Annotated in this window: 6 protein-coding genes; 2 read left to right on the forward strand and 4 right to left on the reverse strand. The window is 67.3% G+C overall.

Annotated elements, in window-relative coordinates:
* Positions 1 to 38: 38 nt before the first annotated feature.
* Complete coding sequence (locus tag ACJH71_RS12630) at positions 39 to 3,041, reverse strand: RND family transporter (RefSeq protein ID WP_406758355.1); 3,003 nt, start codon at positions 3,039 to 3,041, stop codon at positions 39 to 41.
* An 18-nt stretch (positions 3,042 to 3,059) separates the two neighbouring features.
* Positions 3,060 to 4,481, reverse strand: coding sequence for a condensation domain-containing protein (locus ACJH71_RS12635; protein WP_406758424.1), 1,422 nt, complete (start codon positions 4,479 to 4,481; stop codon positions 3,060 to 3,062).
* 267 nt (positions 4,482 to 4,748) lie between these two features.
* Between ACJH71_RS12635 and ACJH71_RS12640 the strand changes: the two genes are divergently transcribed.
* Positions 4,749 to 15,857, forward strand: coding sequence for an SDR family NAD(P)-dependent oxidoreductase (locus ACJH71_RS12640; RefSeq protein WP_406758356.1), 11,109 nt, complete (start codon positions 4,749 to 4,751; stop codon positions 15,855 to 15,857).
* Here the strand turns inward: ACJH71_RS12640 and ACJH71_RS12645 are convergent.
* Both ACJH71_RS12645 and ACJH71_RS12650 read right to left on the reverse strand, forming a co-directional pair.
* A complete protein-coding gene (locus tag ACJH71_RS12645; protein WP_406758357.1) occupies positions 15,777 to 16,418 on the reverse strand; it encodes a GAP family protein in 642 nt (213 codons plus the stop codon). The genes ACJH71_RS12640 and ACJH71_RS12645 overlap by 81 nt on opposite strands.
* 3 nt (positions 16,419 to 16,421) lie before the next feature.
* A complete protein-coding gene (locus ACJH71_RS12650) occupies positions 16,422 to 17,729 on the reverse strand; it encodes an MFS transporter (RefSeq protein WP_406758358.1) in 1,308 nt (435 codons plus the stop codon).
* 177 nt (positions 17,730 to 17,906) lie between these two features.
* On the opposite strand from ACJH71_RS12650, the gene ACJH71_RS12655 reads away from it, so the two are divergent.
* Positions 17,907 to 19,049 carry a glycosyltransferase family 4 protein gene (locus ACJH71_RS12655; protein ID WP_406758359.1) on the forward strand — a complete coding sequence of 381 codons (1,143 nt, stop codon included), beginning with the start codon at positions 17,907 to 17,909 and terminating at the stop codon, positions 19,047 to 19,049.
* Positions 19,050 to 19,070: the final 21 nt, after the last annotated feature.

Here is a 19,070-nt window from a genome sequence, read left to right on the forward strand (position 1 = left end):
TTGTAGTTTCACACAGATCGCCTGCACGAGTAACCCCCTTACGCTGCAGCGCGCCCCCGCCGTTGTTGCCGCGATCCCAGCTGGGACGGCCACCAGTTGGCACGCCCGGCCAGCGCGGCGATGGCGGGCACCGTGATGGTGCGGACCAGGAAGGTGTCCAGCAAGATCCCGACACCGATGACGAGACCCCCCTGGACCACGGTACTGATGCTGGAGAACAACAGACCGCACATCGAGGCGGCGAAGATCACGCCCGCCGCGGTGATCACACCGCCGGTCGAACTCAGGGTGCGGATCACGCCGTAGCGGACGCTGTGCGGCGACTCGTCGCGCATCCGCGACACCAGCAGCATGTTGTAGTCGGCGCCGACCGCGACCAGCACTACGAATGCCAGTGGGGGCACGGTCCAATGCAACTGTTGGCCGCCGATGAACTGGATCACCAGCACACCGATACCCAGCGCAGACAGATAAGAGACCACCACGGAGGCGACCAGGTACAGCGGTGCGACGACAGCACGCAGCAGAGCTATCAACGTCAACAGCACGACGAGCAGGGTGGCGATGATGATGAACCGGATGTCGTGCTGGTAATAGTCGCGGGTGTCTCTCAGACCCGCGGTATAGCCGGTCATCGACACGGTGGCGTCGGCCAATGCGGTGTTGGGCTGGGCGCTGCGAGCGGCGTCAGTGATCGCGTCGATCTGGTCCATCGCTTCGGTGCTGAACGGATTGAGTTCGGTCTGCACCAGGTAGCGCACGGAATGTCCGTCCGGCGACAGGAATATCTTGGCGGCTTCGGTGAACTCGTCCAACTGCAGTAGTTGGGCCGGGATGTTGAAACCGGCCTGAGCCGGTTGCGCCGCACCGTTTTTGAGCGTCAGGAGGAACGTCGCGGCGGCATCCAACTCGGCGCCCATCTGCTTGACCTGCTTGACCAGTTCGGAGACGCCGTCGGCGATCTGCCGACTTCCACCGGCGACGCGGTCCGCCCCGTCTTGCATGGACCGCAAGTTGGTCTGCAGGCCACCGGGTTTGTCCATTCCCATGGATTGCATCACATTGGTGAGGTTGGCAAGCGCAGTGCGCACGCGGTTGATCGAGGCGTTCAGGGACCGCTGGTCCGGGATTGACTGCAATTGCTGTGCGAGATCACTGATCGCGTCGAGGTCTTCTTGATTGCGTCCACCGAGCAGCTGTTCGAAGGCCCCGCGGGTGGCGCTGCAGGACGTATCCAGATCACAGATCGGGTTGCCCTGCAGCGCCGCCAGGACCGGGCCGATCCAGCCGAACATGTTCCTGCCGGCGGAGAAATTCCAGCCCATGGAGTTACTGATCGCGTTGACATGGTCGACGAGTTGGGCTGCGGTGTCGACCGACTGGACCAGGGTGTCGCCGCCGTACTGGTTCTTCATCGACGAAAACGAGTTGACCACGTCCTGGACGCTGGCCGACAGGCGTTTGACCTGGCCGCGCACGTCGCGCAGGTTGGTGGCCAGCGTCTCGGCTCCGGCGGCCAACCGGTTGAGGTCACTGGAGCGGCCGCTGATCGTGGCGGACCCGTCGGCGAGAAAGCCGCCGATTGCGCCGGCCTGATAGGTGGCCCGAAACTCTTCCGGCACAGCCCCGGTCGGCCGGGTGATGCCGGTGACCGCGGCGACGCCGGGGACTTGGCTGACGCGTTGTGCCATCTGTTCCAGGTCGGCGAGCGCCTCGGGAGTGCGCAGGTCATTCGGTGACTGGATCAGGATGTATTCGGGAATCGACTGATTCACCGGAAAATGCTGCTCCAGCGCCGCGTACCCGAGGGAACTCGGAGCCGAGGACCGTAGCGCCTTGCGGTCGTCGTAGTTGTAGCGCACGAAGGCGGCGCAGCCGGCCAGCGCGGCCAACACGAGCAGACTGGCCAGCAGGTGGGCCGTGGGCCTGCGCACGATGCGGATACCCGACTTACGCCACAGTCGAGCCGTCAACTCGCGCCGAGGCTTGACCCAGCCCCGTGCCCCGGCCAGCACCAGAATCGCCGGCAGCAACGTCAGTGCGGCGAGGAACGCGACCCCGATCCCGATCGCCGCCGACGATCCGACCGTCTTGAAGACGCCCATGCGGGCGAAGCTGATGACCAGAAAGGTGATCCCGACGGTGGCGGCGGATGCGGCGATCACCTTGCCGATCGACATCATCGCGCCCTTGACCGCCTGATCTGATTCCGCCCCCGACCGCAGCTGGTCGTGGTAACGGCTGATCAGGAAGACCGCGTAATCCGTTCCGGCACCGGCCATGATCGCGCTCAGAAAAACATTGGACTGATTCGAGACGCCCGAATTCGTCAGGTGGGAGTATCCGGCCACCAGCGCCTGGGCGATCACCAGAGATATCCCGATGGATATCAGCGGCAGCAGCATGGTGATCGGGCTGCGGTACACCACCAGCAGCACCAGGAGCACCAGCACCGCGATGGCCAACTCGATGGGAAGCCGGTCGTGATCGCCGGCGACCGTCAGGTCGGCGACGGTCGCCGCCGGGCCGGTGAGATGAGCGGTCAGGGCCGACCCCTCCGGGGCCTGTTCCAACGCGTGCTCGACCAGCGCGCTGATCCGATTGAATGCCGCAAATGACTGGGGCGTACCCAGTTCACCGGCAACGCCGACCGGCACGACCCACGCTTTGGCGTCCTCGCTGGTGACGATCGGACGCAGCGGTGGCGTGGTGATGAAATCCTGAAGCATCACAACGTTTTCGGTGTCCCTACGTAGCGCATCGACCAGATTGCGGTACACGGACTCGTCGGCACGATTGAGCCCATTGTCGTCGGTCAGAACCACCAGCAGCAGGTCGCCGGATCCCGATTCCTCAAACGATTCGGCCATCTTCTGCGCGGTGACGCTCGAGGGCGCATCGCTCGGCAGGATCGCGAGCGGATGCTTCTGGGCCATCTCGCTCAGCGAAGGAAAGGTCAGGGGCAGTGCGGCGGCGACGGCGATCCAGACCCCGATGACCACCAAGGGCCATCGCACCACCAGCTCTGCTAATCGCCGCATACTGTCCTGACCCCCTGTTTATGCGACGCGACCCCAGTGCCCGCTGCCTGCGACCCGTACGCACACGGACCTCATCGCCTCCATGTAGCGCGTAGCCGATTTCTGGGCGATCGGGTTGTCGGGATGCATGATCGCCATGACCGTGCCCTCGCCGTACCGGAAGATATAGATGGTCAGTTGGTAGGAGTACCGGCCATCGGGGTAGATGCCGATGTTGTTCGCAAGCCCCATATCGCCCGCGGCGAGAATGGCATTGAGCGGAGCAGCTCCGCCGTGCAGAAAGTTCGACACCGGAAAGTTCGGCTGTGGCCAATTCAGCCACGGTGCCAATTCCAGTACCCGGTAATACGGCACCTTCGCCATATCCAGCCCGGAGTCGAAGCACGTCTGTGCGGCCCAGGACGCATCCGAGAACGAGGCCGCCGCGATGGGCACGGTGATCGGGATCAACCCGGTGAACCAGCCTTGCGTCATGAAATTGTCGGCCGCCGTTCGGGAATCCCTGGGAGTCAGCCCGTAATAGGTGAGCGCGCCGGTGAACTCATGCTCCACCAGGGCCAGGCAGGCGAACAATCCACCGACGAACCGCGCGCCGGCCGCAGCGCAGGCTGTCCCGAACCGATCGGTCTGTCCGGCATCCATCAACAGCTCGGAAGACATGTCACTACGGGTCGAATCCGCCGGGTCGCCCAACGGGAGCGGAAATTCGGGGAAGCCATCGCCATTGTTCTCGGCGAAGTCCAGCCAGGCACGCACTCCGGGTGAATCCACCGTCAACGCCGCGGTGTTTTCCCGCTCCCGGATGCAGAAATCGCCGTAGCTGCCGGCATCGGGAAGCGTCAGTGCGCTGCCGCCGGCACTGAGTGCGGAGTACATGCCATTGGCCTCCAGCATCGTCGTGCCGATCAGCGTGGCGTCGCCGTGGACATGGTCCATGGCAGCAAAGAAAGTGAAGTGGCCCTCGGACTGAATGATCCCGAAGGTGAAACAACCCCATTCCAGCGGCGAGGGGATCGCGACGACGTGCGCGCGTATCTCGTCCGCAGTCATCCGTCCGTGGTCGATGGGCGCAAATTCGATGTCGGCCGGATCGGTGATCTCATGTCTGATGAACTCACCGTCACCGGCCTCTTCGAACCAGCTGCGGAAGGTGTCATGCCTGCGCAGGTAGGCGTTGAGAGCGTGGTCCATCGCGGAAACGTCGCACTGACCTGGCACTTCACAGCTCGCAATGATCTGACGTGAGAAATTCAGACCTGCTGCCGTGCGCTCACAGTAATTTCGCAGATGCTGAGCCTGCATGTAGCTGACCGGAACCGAGCTGACCGCAGCCTGCCGGGCCTTTTCGGCGGCCGCTGCCGTGGGATGCCAAGAGATGACCGTGCCGGGGCTGAGGGTCCATTCATCGAGCGAGCCAACCGTGATCTTGCCGATGCGCAAACTGCCCCTCCTCGCTTGGTCCCCCCGGCCATGCTGCGGCGAGGCCAGGATAACGCGCCGGGCTGATCTCCGATACGTCTCGGGTGAACGGCTCCGCCGCGGATCGTGGGCAGCGGTCACTCCCACCTGGGGGAAGTCCGCCGAGTTTGCCAGGGATCCGCTCACAGCTCTTGCACTACCGGCCGATGGCGGGGGAGTCTGGGTGGGCAATTCGGACCGGCCGCGGGGGGAACGAATCGTGGCCGACGAGGCAGGGGAAGGCGGCGTATGGCATCGGTCGGGCAGTGGAAAGGGTCACCACCAGGGTTCGCGATAGTCGGCTACGCGGCCCGTTTTCCGGGTGCGGCGGGCGCAGATGAGTTCTGGCAGGTGTTGCGCCAAGGGCGTGACGCGGTGTCGGAGGTGCCCGCCGACCGTTGGGACGCGGACGAATTTTTCGACGCGGAGCCCGGGTCACCGGGCAAGGTGGTGACCCGGCGGGCGGGTTTCGTCGATGACGTGACGGGATTCGACGCCCCGTTCTTCGGCATCTCGACCCGTGAGGCCAGGTTGCTCGACCCGCAGCATCGGCTGCTGCTGGAGACGGCATGGCGGGCGGTGGAGCATTCGGGCACTGCGCCAACGGCTTTGGCGAACAGCAACACCGGCGTGTTCGTCGGTCTGGCGACCCATGATTACCTCGGTATGGCATCCGCGGAGCTCGCCTACCCGGAGATCGAGGCGTACATGGCGATCGGGACGTCCAACGCCGCCGCGGCTGGACGGATCAGCTATCGGCTGGGATTGCAGGGCCCGTCGGTCGCCGTCGACACAGCGTGCAGCTCGTCACTGGTGGCGATCCACCAGGCATGCCAGGCACTGCGCCTGGGGGAATGCGACCTGGCGCTGGCCGGCGGCGCGAATGTTCTGCTGACCCCGGCGACCATGGTCACGTTCTCGCATGCGCACATGCTCGCGCCCGACGGCCGGTGCAAGACATTCGACGCGGCCGCGGACGGCTATGTGCGCGGTGAGGGCTGCGGTGTCATCGTCATCAAGCGGCTGGAGGACGCCCTCGCCGACGGAGACCGGATTCGGGCGGTTATCCGGGGCAGCGCGATCAACCAGGATGGCGCGTCGGGCGGCCTGACGGTGCCGAACGGCGTTGCTCAGCAACGGGTTATCGCCGATGCATTGCAGCGCGCCGGTATCGCGCCCGCCGATGTCGGCTACCTGGAGGCGCACGGGACCGGCACATCGTTGGGTGACCCGATCGAGGCGCAGGCCGCCGGCGCAGTGCTCGGTGAAGGTCGTGATCCGAACCGGCCGCTGTTGATGGGATCGGCGAAGACCAACATCGGACACCTCGAGGCGGCCGCGGGAATCGCGGGTGTCATCAAGGTCATCCTGTCGCTTGAGAACGAATTGCTGCCCCAGCACCTGCATTTCCACAATCCGTCGCCGCACATCCCCTGGGAGCGGCTCGCCGTGCAGGTCGTTGGACGGGCGACCTCCTGGGAACGCAACGGGCAACCGCGTATCGCGGGAGTCAGCTCGTTCGGGTTCGCCGGGACCAACGCCCACGTCGTCATCGAAGAGGCTCCAGCGCCACCCGAGGAACCGGCGGCGACACCGAGTCCGCGCGACACCAAGCGCACGTTGCGCATTCTTCCGTTGTCCGCCCGCACGCCCACCGCACTGGTCAAGCTCGCGCAGGACTACCGCGACTGGCTCAGCGCGCACCCGCAGGCCGCTCTGGCGGACGTGTGCTTCACCGCCGGGGTGGGGCGTGCACACTTCGAGCACCGGGCCGCGCTGGTCGTCGACTCGACGGAGTCCGCCTCCGAGCTGCTCGGTGCGCTCGCGGACGACCGCCCGGCACCCGGCCTGGTGCGCGGAATCTCCGGCGACACCCCGAAAACGGCGTGGCTGTTCACCGGTCAGGGCAGCCAGTACCCGGGCATGGCGCGCGAGTTGTTCGACACCGAGCCGGTGTTCGCCGAGACCCTGAACCGCTGCGCGGACGTGTTGTCTGACATTCTCGAAAAGCCGCTACTGGACGTTATTTTCGACGTGGACGGTCTGTATGGCGAAGAAACACTGCGGCAGACCAGCTACGCTCAGCCGGCCCTGTTCGCGGTCGAGATGGGCTTGGCGCGACTCTGGCAGTCGTGGGGTTTCGAGCCTGATGTGGTTGCAGGCCACAGTGTCGGCCAGTACTCGGCGGCCTGCGTCGCAGGTGTCCTGAGCATCGAGGACGGGGCGCGGCTGATGGCCGAGCGCGGCCGGCTGTTCGGAAGTCTGCCGGCGGGTGGCCGGATGGTGGCGGTGTTCACCGCGGCCGAGCGCGTCGAGCCCCTGACCGACGAGTTCCCGACGCTGTCCATCGCCGCCTACAACGGCGCCAACACCGTGTTGTCCGGGCCTGCTGGGGATCTGGAGCGGGCGGTGGCCCAGCTGATCGCCGATGGCGTCCGGTGCGACTGGCTGGAGACCAGTCACGCGTTCCACTCGGCATTGCTGGATCCGATCCTCGACGAATTCGAGGCCTACGCCGATCGGTGCGACTACCGCCCTCCCCAACGGATTCTGATCTGCAACCGCACCGGCTCGGCGGTCGGGCGCAGCGTGCGGCTCGACGGCAACTACTGGCGACGCCACGCGCGGCAGCCGGTGGAATTCGCCAAGACCGTAAAAACCCTCGCCGATCTCGGCTGCAAGGTGCTGCTGGAGATCGGCCCGCAACCGGTGCTCACCGCCGCGGCGCTGCGAGCATGGCCCGACGCGGCCACGGTGCCGCGGGCGATCGCATCATTGCGCCGCAACGCCGCCGACCAGCGACAGATCACCGAAGCCCTCGCCGAGGCCTACGCGGTTGGCCACGTGCCCGACTTCGGCGCTGTTCGAGCGTCGCAGGCGCGCAAGGTCGACCTACCGACCTATCCGTTCGAACACCGCGAGTACTGGTTCCGAGACCAGCGGGAGCGTCCCAGCCAACAACAGCATCTCGCCGCCAGCACCGAAGCCGTCCGCCTCCTCGAGGACGGCCGGATTCACGAACTCGCGGAACTACTCGGCGATTCGGGTGACGATCAACAGACGTTCAAGGTACTGACAAAGCTTGCCGCGCAACATAACCAGCAGCGCAAGACCCGGTCGATCTCGGATGCGCGCTACGAGATCCAGTGGCAGGCGTATCCGACGCCGGAGTCGGGCGCCGACGAATCCGACGGATCCACCTGGTTTGTCATCGGCGATGATCCCGCTGCGCTGGAGCCCTTGGCCGCAGCGTTGACGTCGCGTGGGTATCGATATCAGGTGGTCGGGTTGCCGGGATCTGACGGCGACCAGGAGGAACTCGCCGCGATGCTGCGCGCCGCGGCGACTGACCAACCGGAACTGCGGATCTTGCATGTCGCTGCCCTGGACTCCGCTGCGTCGGGGTCGCGCTCGCTGGCGCGCATGCAACACCGGGTGCTCGGGGGGACCCGGAGGCTGGTGGGCGCGGCGGTCTCAGCCGAACTGCGCTGCCCCATCTGGGTGGTCACCCGCGATGGCCAGCGAGTCACGGACGCCGACGTCGTGGCGCCCGAGCAGAGCTGCCTGTGGGGTTTCTGGCGGGCTGCCTCCCTGGAAACTCCGCAACTGTGGGGCGGGCTGGCGGATCTGAGTTCGACCGGCCCCGACCAGTGGTCGAGTTTGATCGACCAAATCCTGCGGCCGGCCGACTCCGGTCGCCGAGAAGATCAGATTGCGCTGCGTGACGGCACCGCCTATGTGCCCCGGTTGATTCGGCGCGCAGGCGAGCCCAACCCGGCATCGCTGATCTTGCGCGATGACGCAACGTATCTGGTGACCGGTGGGCTGGGGTCGATCGGGCTGGAGACCGCGGCATTCCTGGCGGCGCACGGTGCCCGGCAGCTGGTGCTGACCGGTCGACACGCGCCCAGCGACGCCGCCCAACAGCGCATCGATGCCGTACGCGAACAGTACGGCTGCGCCGTGCGGGCGATCACGGCCGACGTCGCCGACGCACACGACGTCGCGAGCCTGTTGGCAACCGTGCAGGACGAACTGCCCCCGTTGGCCGGCATCGTCCATGCCGCAGGAGAGATCGCCACCAACCCGCTCAGCGCGCTGGACGCCGAATCCCATCAAGCCGAACTCGATCGTGTCTTTGCCGGAAAGGTTTGGGGGGCATGGCAGCTGAGTGAAGCAACAGCGGATCTTGCGCTGGACTTCTTCGTCTGCACCTCCTCGATCGCCTCGGTCTGGGGCGGATTCAGTCAGAGCGCCTACGGCGCGGCGAACGCCTTCTTGGACGGGCTGGCCTGGCGGTTGCGTGAGCGGGGCATGCGGGGGATCAGTGTCAACTTCGGGCCCTGGTCGGTGGGGATGGCCGACGAGGAGTCGCGCGCCCGGCTGAGCAAGCGTGGTATCGCGACACTGTCCCCGGCCGACGCGCTGGCCGGGATGGCCGATGTGATCGCGGCGTCGGTCGGGCGGGGGCCGGCGCCAGGTCCCGCACAGGGCGTCGTAGCGCGGGTCGACTGGGCGAAATTCCTGCCGCTCTATCAGCAGTCCGGCCGGCGCCCGTTCTTGGCGGAACTCGAACGTGAGGTCCCCAGCCACCTGACGGGGGCGGTGCCGTCGGCGGCTCGCTCCGGGAAGACCGAACTGGTCGAGCAGCTGACAACCGCCCCGGTGCAGCAGCGCCGAAAGCTTTTGTCGGACTACCTTCGCGGTGCGGTAGCCGAGGTGACGCGTGTCGACCCGGCCGAGATCCGCGAGGACGCAGGATTCTTTGACCTCGGCATGGACTCGCTGATGGCCGTCGAATTGCGGCAGCGCATCGAACAGGGGGTCGGCAGCGAGATACCGGCCACCCTGGCGATGGACTACCCGCGGCTCTCCGACGTGGTGGACTACCTGCTCGGCGACGTCCTCGAGCTCAGCGAACAGTCCTCGGCCAACGCACGTACCCAGCCGGTCTCGGTGCAGTCGACGGCCACCAACGAGCCGATCGCGATCCTCGCGGTGTCGTGCCGGTTCCCCGGCGCACCCGATCCGGAAGCATTCTGGGAGTTGTTGTCCGAAGGCGTCGATGCGATCCGAGAGGTACCGGAAGACCGGTTTGACATCGACGAGTTCTACGACCCCGATCCCGAAGCCCCGGGCAAGATCTACAGTCGCTTCGGCGGATTCATCGACGGGATAGACGAGTTCGATCCGGAGTTCTTCGGCATCTCCCCACGCGAGGCGGTATGGATCGAGCCGCAACAACGGCTGATGCTCGAAACCGTTTGGGAGGGTTTCGAACGGGCAGGCTATGCACCGGCAACGTTGCGCGGCAGCCGAACCGGTGTCTTCACCGGCGTGGCCGCCAATGAGTATGCGCACCTGCTGTCCGCGGAGCCGGTCGACAAGATTGAGCCCTACTTCATCACCGGCAACGCCCTCAACGCCATCTCCGGCCGGGTGGCCTTCGCGCTTGGGCTGGAGGGCCCGGCCGTGGCGCTCGACACTGCCTGCAGTTCGTCGTTGGTGGCCGTTCACCAGGCGTGCCTGGCGTTGCGCTCCGGGGACTGCGATCTGGCGGTGGCCGGCGGCGTGAACGTATTGCTCAGCCCGGTCACCGTCATCGCCGCCTCGCGCGCCAGGATGCTTTCCCCGGTCGGGCGATGCAAGACCTTTGATGCCTCCGCCGACGGATATGTGCGGAGTGAGGGCTGCGGGGTCCTGGTGCTCAAGCGCCTCAGTGATGCGGTGCGCGACGGCGACCGGGTTGCCGCGGTCATCCCGAGTAGCGCGACCAATCAGGACGGCGCCTCCAGTGGCCTGACGGTTCCCAACGGGGGTGCGCAGCAGCGACTGATCGGCACGGCACTGGCCCGCGCCGGGCTGATCGGTGGCGATGTCGACTACCTCGAGGCGCACGGAACGGGCACCCCGCTGGGTGATCCGATCGAAGTACAGGCAGCGGGAGCCGTTTACGGCGCCGGTCGGGATGCGGATCGGCCGCTGTTGATGGGTTCGGTGAAGACCAACATCGGTCACCTCGAATCAGCGTCAGGGGCAGCCGGTCTGATCAAGGTCGTGCTGTCGTTGCAGCACGGCGTGCTGCCGGCCAGCCTGCACTTCGACCAGCCTTCGCCGCATATCCCGTGGGACTCGTTGCCGATTCGGGTCGTGGACAAGCCGGTGCCGTGGCAGACCAATGGCAGACCTCGACGCGCGGGCGTGAGCTCGTTCGGATTCACCGGTACCAACGCGCACGTGCTGATCGAGGAGGCGCCGTCCCCGCCGGAACACTCCGGCGACCAATCCGCGGTGGCGCCGGCACCGGAGGAATCCGGGGAGTCGGTCAACGTGCTGGCGCTGTCGGCGCGGTCACCCGAGGCCCTGGTGGCGCTGGTGCAACGGTATCGGGCCTGGTTGGACACCCACCCAGATGTCGACATCGCCGATGTCTGCCGCACGGCCGGAATCGGGCGCTCGCATTTCGAGCATCGAGCAGCACTGGTCGTGGATTCGGTTCGCAGTGCCGCTGACGGCCTGACCGACCTGGCCGAGAATCGCCTGCGTCCCGGCGTGCTGCGCGGCGAGTGCGGCGACCGGCCCACGACGGCGTGGCTGTTCACCGGCCAGGGCAGCCAGCATCCGGGAATGGCCCGCGAATTGTTCGATGCCGAGCCGGTTTTCGCTGACACCGTGACACGGTGTGCTGATGCGGTCGCAGGGATGCTGCCGCATCCATTGCTCGACGTGCTGTTCGCGACCGACCGAGACACGGCGGAGTTGTTGCAGCACACGTCGTTTGCTCAACCGGCACTTTTCGCGGTTGAGATGGGACTGGCCCGGCTATGGAAGTCGTGGGGCATCGAGCCCGATGTGGTGCTGGGGCACAGTGTGGGCCAGTACGCGGCGGCGTGTGTGGCCGGCGTCTTCAGTCTCGAGGACGGAGCACGGCTGATGGCCGAGCGGGGCAGGCTGTTCGGCAGCCTGCCGGAAGGCGGGCGGATGGTCGCGGTGTTCGCCGACGCCAACCCCATCGAAGTCATTGTCAACGAGTTTCCGCGAGTGTCGATTGCGGCCTACAACGGGCCCAATACCGTGCTCTCGGGTCCGGGAGCGGATCTGGAGAAGATCGTCGCCGCGTTCGGGGAGGAAGGAATCCGCTGCAGCTGGTTGCATACCAGCCACGCCTTCCACTCGGAGCTGCTGGACCCGGTGCTCGGTGAATTCGAATCGTATGCGCAGCAGTTGCAGTTCGCTGTGCCGACGTTGCCGTTGGTCTGCAACCGCACCGGGTCGGTGCTCATGGCCGAAACGCCGCTGGACGCACAGTATTGGCGCCGGCATTCCCGCCAGCCGGTCCAGTTCGCCGAAAGCGTCCGGACCGTGGCGGCACTGGGATGTTCGGTGCTGATGGAGATCGGGCCGCAACCGGTGCTGACCGGCAACGCGGTGCAGGTCTGGCCGGACCACCTGGCTGCTCCACGTGCGATCGTGTCGTTGCGCAAGGGCGTCGGCGACCGGCGTCAGATTGCCGAAGCGCTGGCCGCGGCCTATGTCAGTGGTCATCGGCCGAACTTCGACGCATTGGCGCACCGGCCCTCGCACCGGATGGAGCTGCCCACTTATCCGTTCCAGCGCCGGCGTTTTTGGCCCCGGTCGTCGGGCGTCACGGTCGACGGCCCCGTTGTTTCGGGAATTCTCGGCAGCACCAAGGACCTGGCATCCGGTGACTCGGTGTACACCAGCAGGCTGTCGGTCAAGTCGCAGCCTTGGCTGGCCGACCACGTGATCTATGGCACCGTCGTCGTCCCGGGCGCGACGTATGCGGCAATGGCGCTGGCGGCGGTCGGCCCGCCGGCGCGGGTGCAAGAAGTTTTCTTCTATGAGCCGATCATTCTGGCGGAGAAGAGTTCTCGGGAAGTCCAACTGACCCTGCATCCGCGTGACGAGGGGTCCGAGAGCGGGGAGTCCTGGAGCTTCCAGGTGCACAGCCGTCCTTACGGTGTCCGCGACGCCGAATGGGCATTGAATGCCGACGGCGTGGTGCTCTCCGGTATCGCCGGCAGCGAAGCTGAACCCGAATCCGATCCAGCGGATCCGGTCGATGTCGCCATCGAACGCCTCGAACGCATGCGGCCGCAGGAACTGTTCGAGACCTTCGCGGACATGGAGCTGGCGTGGGGGCCCAGCTGGTCGGGTTGCCTGAAATCGCTGTGGCTCGGCGAGGGCGAGGCGATCGGCGATATCACCGTCGGCGCCGAACTCGCCGAACACCTGGGTGCAGAGCCCATGCATCCAGTGCTGCTCGACCTGTGCACCGGGGTGGCGTTCCCGGCGTTCCCGGCGCTGCTGGCGGCCGAGCAGGGGGTGCACGATCTTTTCCTGCCGCTGCGGTACGGCCAGGTGATGTTGGCCGAGAAGATGCCGCGGCGGTTCTATTGCCGCGCCCGGTGGCACGCCAGCGCCCTCGACAGTGAAACCCAGGTTTTCGATCTGGACTTCGTGGACCGAGACAACCGCCACCTCGGCGGGATCCGGGAATTCACGGTCAAACGCGCGCCTCGCGAGGCGTTGTTGCGCGGGCTCGGCGGCGACAGCACACGGCTGCTGTACAGCCTGGGCTGGCACGAGGTGCCGGCGCCGCCACCGGCCGAGGAGACCGCGACGGCCGGCGGCACCTGGTTGATCGCCGGATTCGACGAGTTGGCGGCCCACCTTCCGGGCTGCATCTCCTGGGACCGCAACACCGACCCGGAGCCCATGGGGCAGTTCGTCATGCAGGCGCACCAGCGCGGGTTGTCGTTCGCCGGAATCGTCTGGCGTGCCGGCGGACCGACGGCGGACGAGTCCAGCGCCCAGGCTGCTGCGCGGCTACAGCGCGAGATCGACGATCTGCTCGGCGCCGTGCACGCGTTGCAGGGCGAGGGAGCGGTCAAGCTGCCCGGCGGCTTGTGGCTCGTCACCGAGCGAGCGGTGGCGACCGAGTCCGGCGAGCCGGTGGATCCGGTGCAGGCGGCGTTGTGGGGACTCGGGCGCACCATCGTCAACGAGGAGCCGGCCCTGCACTGCAGACTGCTCGATCACGACGGATCCGCGGAGGCCGTCGTTGCCTTGGCGGGTCTGCTGGCGACACCGATGGCCGAATCGGAAATTGCGCTGCGGCAAGGAAAGTACTTGGCGCCCAGGCTTCTACAGTGGTCACGTAGCGGTCATCTCGCGGTACCGCGCGGCACCGACTATGCGCTGGCTCCGACCGAGCGCGGCGCGATCGACAACCTTCGGCTGGGCGAGGTCGAGGTAGCGCCGCCCGACGCCGGCTATGTGCAGGTCCGGGTGCAGGCCGCCGGCTTGAATTTCCGGGATGTGCTCAATGTGTTGGGCCTGTACCCGGGCGATCCGGGTCCGGTCGGTGGCGACTTCGCCGGCGTCGTCACCGCACTTGGCGACGGGGTGACCGGACTCGAGGTCGGCCAACGTGTCTACGGCTCCATGCAGGGCGCGTTCGCCAGCCGGTTCGCTGTACCGGTCCAGTTCGTGGCGCCGATCCCGGACGGGGTGAGCGCGGTGCAGGCCGCGACGATTCCGGCTGCGGCGCTCACGGTTCGGCTTTCGTTCGACTGGGCGAAGCTGAATCCCGGCGACAAGGTGCTGATCCATGCCGCCAGCGGTGGTGTCGGGTTGGCTGCTATCCAAATGGCCCAGCAGCATGGTGCGCAGGTGTACGCGACGGCGAGCACCTTCAAGCGGGAGACGCTGCGCAGGCTCGGCGTGAAGTATGTCTATGACTCGCGGACAACCGATTTCGCCGACCAGATCCTTGCCGATACCGACGGTGCCGGCGTGGATGTGGTGCTCAACAGCCTGACCAACGAAGGCTTCATCGAGGCGACCCTGCGGGCGACGGCACAGGGCGGGCGTTTCGCGGAGATCGCCAAGCGAGACATCTGGACTCCGGAACAGATGGCCGAGGCCCGCCCCGACATCGCCTACGAGATCGTCGCGTTGGACACCGTGATGTTCACCGAACCCGACCGCATCCGAACCCTGCTCGGTGAGGTGTCCGACGGCTTGGCCAAGGGCGAATGGACGCCGCTGCCCGCCGAGATCTATCCGCTGACCGAAGCCAGGACGGCGTTCCGTCGCATGCAGCAGGCGCGGCACATCGGCAAGATCGTGGTGCAGATGCCCGAGCCGCTACAGCCGCGCGGTGACCGGACCTATCTGATCACCGGTGGCCTCGGCGCGATCGGCCTGCACTTGGCGGCGTATCTGGCTCAACTCGGCGCCGGAGACATCGTGCTGAGCAGTCGGCGTACACCCGATGCCGACGCGCAGCGGGCGATCGAGGAGATCACCGACCGCTACAAGTGCCGTGTTCACACAGTCGCCGCCGATGTCGGCGACGAAACCGAGGTGGCCGGGCTGCTGGAGCGAATCCGCACCGAGTTGCCTCCGCTGGCCGGCGTCGCGCACCTGGCGGGTGTGCTCGACGACGCGCTGCTGTCCCAGCAGAGTCGGGAAAGCTTCCAGACGGTATTGGCGCCCAAGGCTTTCGGTGCCTGGCACTTGGACCGCCTGACTCGAGACGATGCCCTGGACTTCTTCATCGTGTCCTCGTCGGTGTCCAGCCTGCTCGGATCGCCGGGCCAGGCCAACTATTCGACCGCCAATGCGTTCCTCGACGGGCTGGTTGCGCAGCGCCAGGCGCGGGGCCTGCCGGCGACCGGGGTCAACTTCGGGCCCTGGGGGCAGGGCGGGATGGCCTCGTCAGAGGCGGCTCGTACCAATATCGGGGCGCAAGGGCTGGTTCCGCTGGAGCCCTCGGCCGCCCTTGGTGCCCTCGCCGCCGTCGTCGCCAGCGGATGCGCACAGGCGACCGTGCTCAAGGCGAACTGGCAGCGTGCGGCGAAGGTGTTGGGCAGTTCCCGTCCACCGATTCTGGATCTGGTGCTGCCCAGCGCTGCGGGGGACACCGCCGGCGACGCCGAATTGCTGCGGCAACTGCAGGAGATACCCGTGGCGCAGCGGGCCGATTTCATCACCGAGTTCCTGCAGCGCGAAGTTCAGGGGTTCCTGCGCCTGGCGCAGCCGCCGGCTGCTACCAGTCGGTTCCTGGACCTGGGCACGGACTCCCTGATGGCAGTCGAACTGCGCAACCGATTGCACAGCCAGTTCGGGGGCGCGTTCACCATCAACGCGACGGCGGTCTTCGACTATCCGACGATCGGGGGCCTCGGTGAGTACCTGGCCGCCCAGCTGCCGGACGCCGAAGCGCCGGCAGGCCAACCGCCGGCTCCGTTAGCGGCTGAGGATGCCGGCGGCCAGCAGCAGGCTGCCGACGACGGCGAGCAGGGTGGCGACCTCGACGCGGCGACGTGACCGAATCCAGTCGTTGATCCTGGTGATCGCCGCCTGCGTCTGCTGGGGCGCGAATACATATGCCAGCAGAGGGATCTCGATCAGCGCGAACGCCACGACGTGGAACATCAGCAACGCCCCGACCTGCGCGGTGACCGCGGCGCCGGAGGCCAGGATGACGGCGAGTGCGGCGAGGTAGTCCACCGAGGGCAACGCGATCCCCAATCCGGCCGCCGCCGCAATCCACGGCGAGCTGCTGCGCAACAGGCGCTGGGTCGGCATCGTTGGCGTGGCGCGGCGCGACCACCTGTCCTTGGTGGCCACCGCGGCGGCGGCCACCAGCGCCAGCGCCCCGATCAGGATCTGAACGTGGGGCAAGGTGACATAGGTCGAACCGAGCAGCCGGCGTCGTAGGACGAACAAGACGACCAGCCCCACGATCATCCCCATCGCGAAGCCGCCGATCAGGAACGCGGTCAGTTGCAGCACCGGTCGCGGCCGGTTCAGCATCAACACCGTCATACCGATCCGGAACGGCTCGAGGCTCACGGCAAACGCCATCACCAGCACCGTCAGCCACATGGACTAGGACGCCTCGCGTGGTGTCCGAACGGCGACCATGGCGATCAGGCCTGCCACCAGGACCACGCACAGCCCACCCATGCCGGCCCGGTCGGTGCCGAACAGATCGACAAAGGTGAAGAACATCCACGGCGCCAGGAATGACGCGGCGCGTCCGGCGGTGGTGTAGAGGCCGAAGGCCACCCCCTCCTTGCCCGGTGCGGACATGCGCAGCATCAGCGCCCTGGCGGACGCCAGAATCGGACCGACGAAGAGGCAGAGCAACAGCCCGCAGATCCAGAACGCCACCGGCCCGGAGGCGGTCAGCAGGGTCAGCCCGACCGCGACCATGGCGGCCAGCGAGCCGATGATGACGGGCTTGGGACCGGCGCGGTCGGCGAGCCGGCCGCCCACCACCGCGCCCACCGCGGCGACGATGCTGACGCAGACGCCGAAGATAAGCACGTCGGCCTGCGATACGCCGTACACGCTGACGCCGAGCACCGCGCCGAACGCGAAGATCCCGGTGAGCCCATCGCGGAACACCGCGCTGGCCAGCAGGTAGTAGACGACGTTGTGGTCGCGACGCCACTCGGCCTTGATCTCCTGCCACAGCGTGCGGTAGGCGCCCAGGAGCCCGGCCACCGGTGCCGGCTCGGTGGCCGGCGGGGTGCGCACCAGAAAGAGCAGGGGGCAGGCGAACACGACCAGCCAACCGGCCGCTACCAGCATCGCCACCCGGATGTACTGGCCGTGGTCGACGGCGAGACCGAACAGGCCCCGGGTCTCACCATCGCCGGCGATGAAACCGAAATAGAGGACCAGCAGCAACAGCACGCTGCCGAAAAAGCCTGAGGCCGAGCCGATTCCGGAGATCCTGCCGGAATTCTGCGGTGTCGACAATTGGCCCAGCACCGCGTTGTAGGGCACCGTTGCCAGGTCGCTGCAGACCGCGGCGCACGCCAGCAGGGCCAGCCCCGGACCCAGGTACCGATAGTCGTCATCGATGAGGCTCATCATCGCGGTCAGCACCACCACCAGGCCGGTGAACAGCGCGAGTGCGGCGCGGCGACGTTGCGGGGCGTTGACCCAGACCCCGATCGCGGGAGCCAACAGCGCGACGAACAGCCCCGCGAACGTCAGCGCCTTGCCCAGCCAGCTTGCCGGTGTGGTGGCGCCGGGCAGCCCCGCGCCGACCTGTCCGGTCAGGTACACGGAGAAGACGAAGGTGCCTACGACCGCATTGACGCCTGTCGCGCCGCAGTCCCACAGCGCCCAGGCCGCCACCTGCGATCGCGGGGTGGTTCGCGCATCGGCCACGCGGCTGGTCACGGCCGTCCTCCCTCTGTCACCGGCGCAGAATTCGGAGCCCGTCGCCGCCGGCCGTTAGCCTAGATGGCGCGAATCCACATCGGGTCACGGGCGCATCGTCACCGCGCCGTGCCTGATGGCGCGATTTCTCTTCGGGCCGCGGGCGGCCCGCATCGTCACCGCGCTAGCATCCCACGGGTGAGCCGGGTCCTGCTGGTAACCAATGATTTTCCGCCGCGTCCCGGCGGCATCCAGTGCTACCTGGAAGAGCTGGTGCGCCGCATCGCCGGTAGCGGGCGCCACGACGTCACGGTGTACGCGCCCCAGTGGAAGGGGGCGGATGCCTTCGACGACGCTGCGAAATCGGCCGGCTACCAGGTGGTGCGCCATCCCGGCACGCTGATGGTGCCGGGGCCGGGTGTCGACTCCCGGATGCGCCGGCTGATCGCCGATCACGGGGCCCACACCGTCTGGTTCGGTGCGGCCGCCCCACTGGCGCTGGAGGCGCCGCGGGCGCGCTCTGCCGGTGCCACCCGGGTGGTGGCCAGCACGCATGGCCACGAGGTGGGCTGGTCGATGCTGCCGGGGGCCCGCTCGGTGCTGCGCCGGATCGGCGACTCCTGCGACACCGTCACGTTCGTCAGCCACTACACCCGTGGCCGGTTCGCCTCGGCGTTCGGCCCCAACGCGGCGCTGGAGCACCTGCCGCCCGGAGTGGACACCGACCGGTTCCGTCCCGACCCGGGTGCCCGCGCCGAACTACGGGCCCGGCATGGGCTGGGGGAGCGTCCCACCGTGGTGTGTGTATCGCGGCTGGTGCCCCGCAAGGGTCAGGACATGCTGATCCGGGCGTTGCCGGCGATTCGGCAACGCGTGGATGGGGCCGCACTGGTGATCGTCGGCGGCGGACCGTACGCCGAGAAGCTGCACAAGCTGGCCGGCGAGTGCGGGGTTGCCGATGCGGTGACCTTCACCGGCGGTGTACCAGCCGCCGAACTGCCGGCCTACTACCTGCTCGGCGATGTGTTCGCGATGCCGTGCCGCACCCGCGGTGCCGGGCTTGACGTGGAGGGCTTGGGCATCGTGTTCCTGGAAGCGTCGGCGGCCGGGGTCCCGGTTGTGGCCGGCGACTCGGGCGGCGCACCCGAAACCGTCCTGCACAACCGGACCGGGCTGGTGGTCGACGGCCGGGCCGTGGAGCAGATCGGTGACGCCGTCGCCGGATTGCTCGCCGACCCCGACCGGGCCGCCGCGATGGGTGCCGCCGGGCGCGAATGGGCGACCGGGCACTGGCGCTGGGACACCCTGGCCGGACGCATGGCCGACCTGCTGCAAGCCTGAACCGCGGGGTTGCGGCGGTCC

Origin of the sequence: Mycobacterium sp. SMC-15, assembly GCF_045310925.1 — a bacterium.
Classification (GTDB): Bacteria; Actinomycetota; Actinomycetes; order Mycobacteriales; family Mycobacteriaceae; genus Mycobacterium.

What these genes read in the sequence shown, in the direction of transcription:
- ACJH71_RS12630 (WP_406758355.1), bottom strand. Translation starts at nt 3,041, where the DNA reads ATGCGGCGATTAGCAGAGCTGGTGGTGCGATGGCCCTTGGTGGTCATC.
- ACJH71_RS12640 (WP_406758356.1), top strand. Translation starts at nt 4,749, where the DNA reads ATGGCATCGGTCGGGCAGTGGAAAGGGTCACCACCAGGGTTCGCGATA.
- ACJH71_RS12645 (WP_406758357.1), bottom strand. Translation starts at nt 16,418, where the DNA reads ATGTGGCTGACGGTGCTGGTGATGGCGTTTGCCGTGAGCCTCGAGCCG.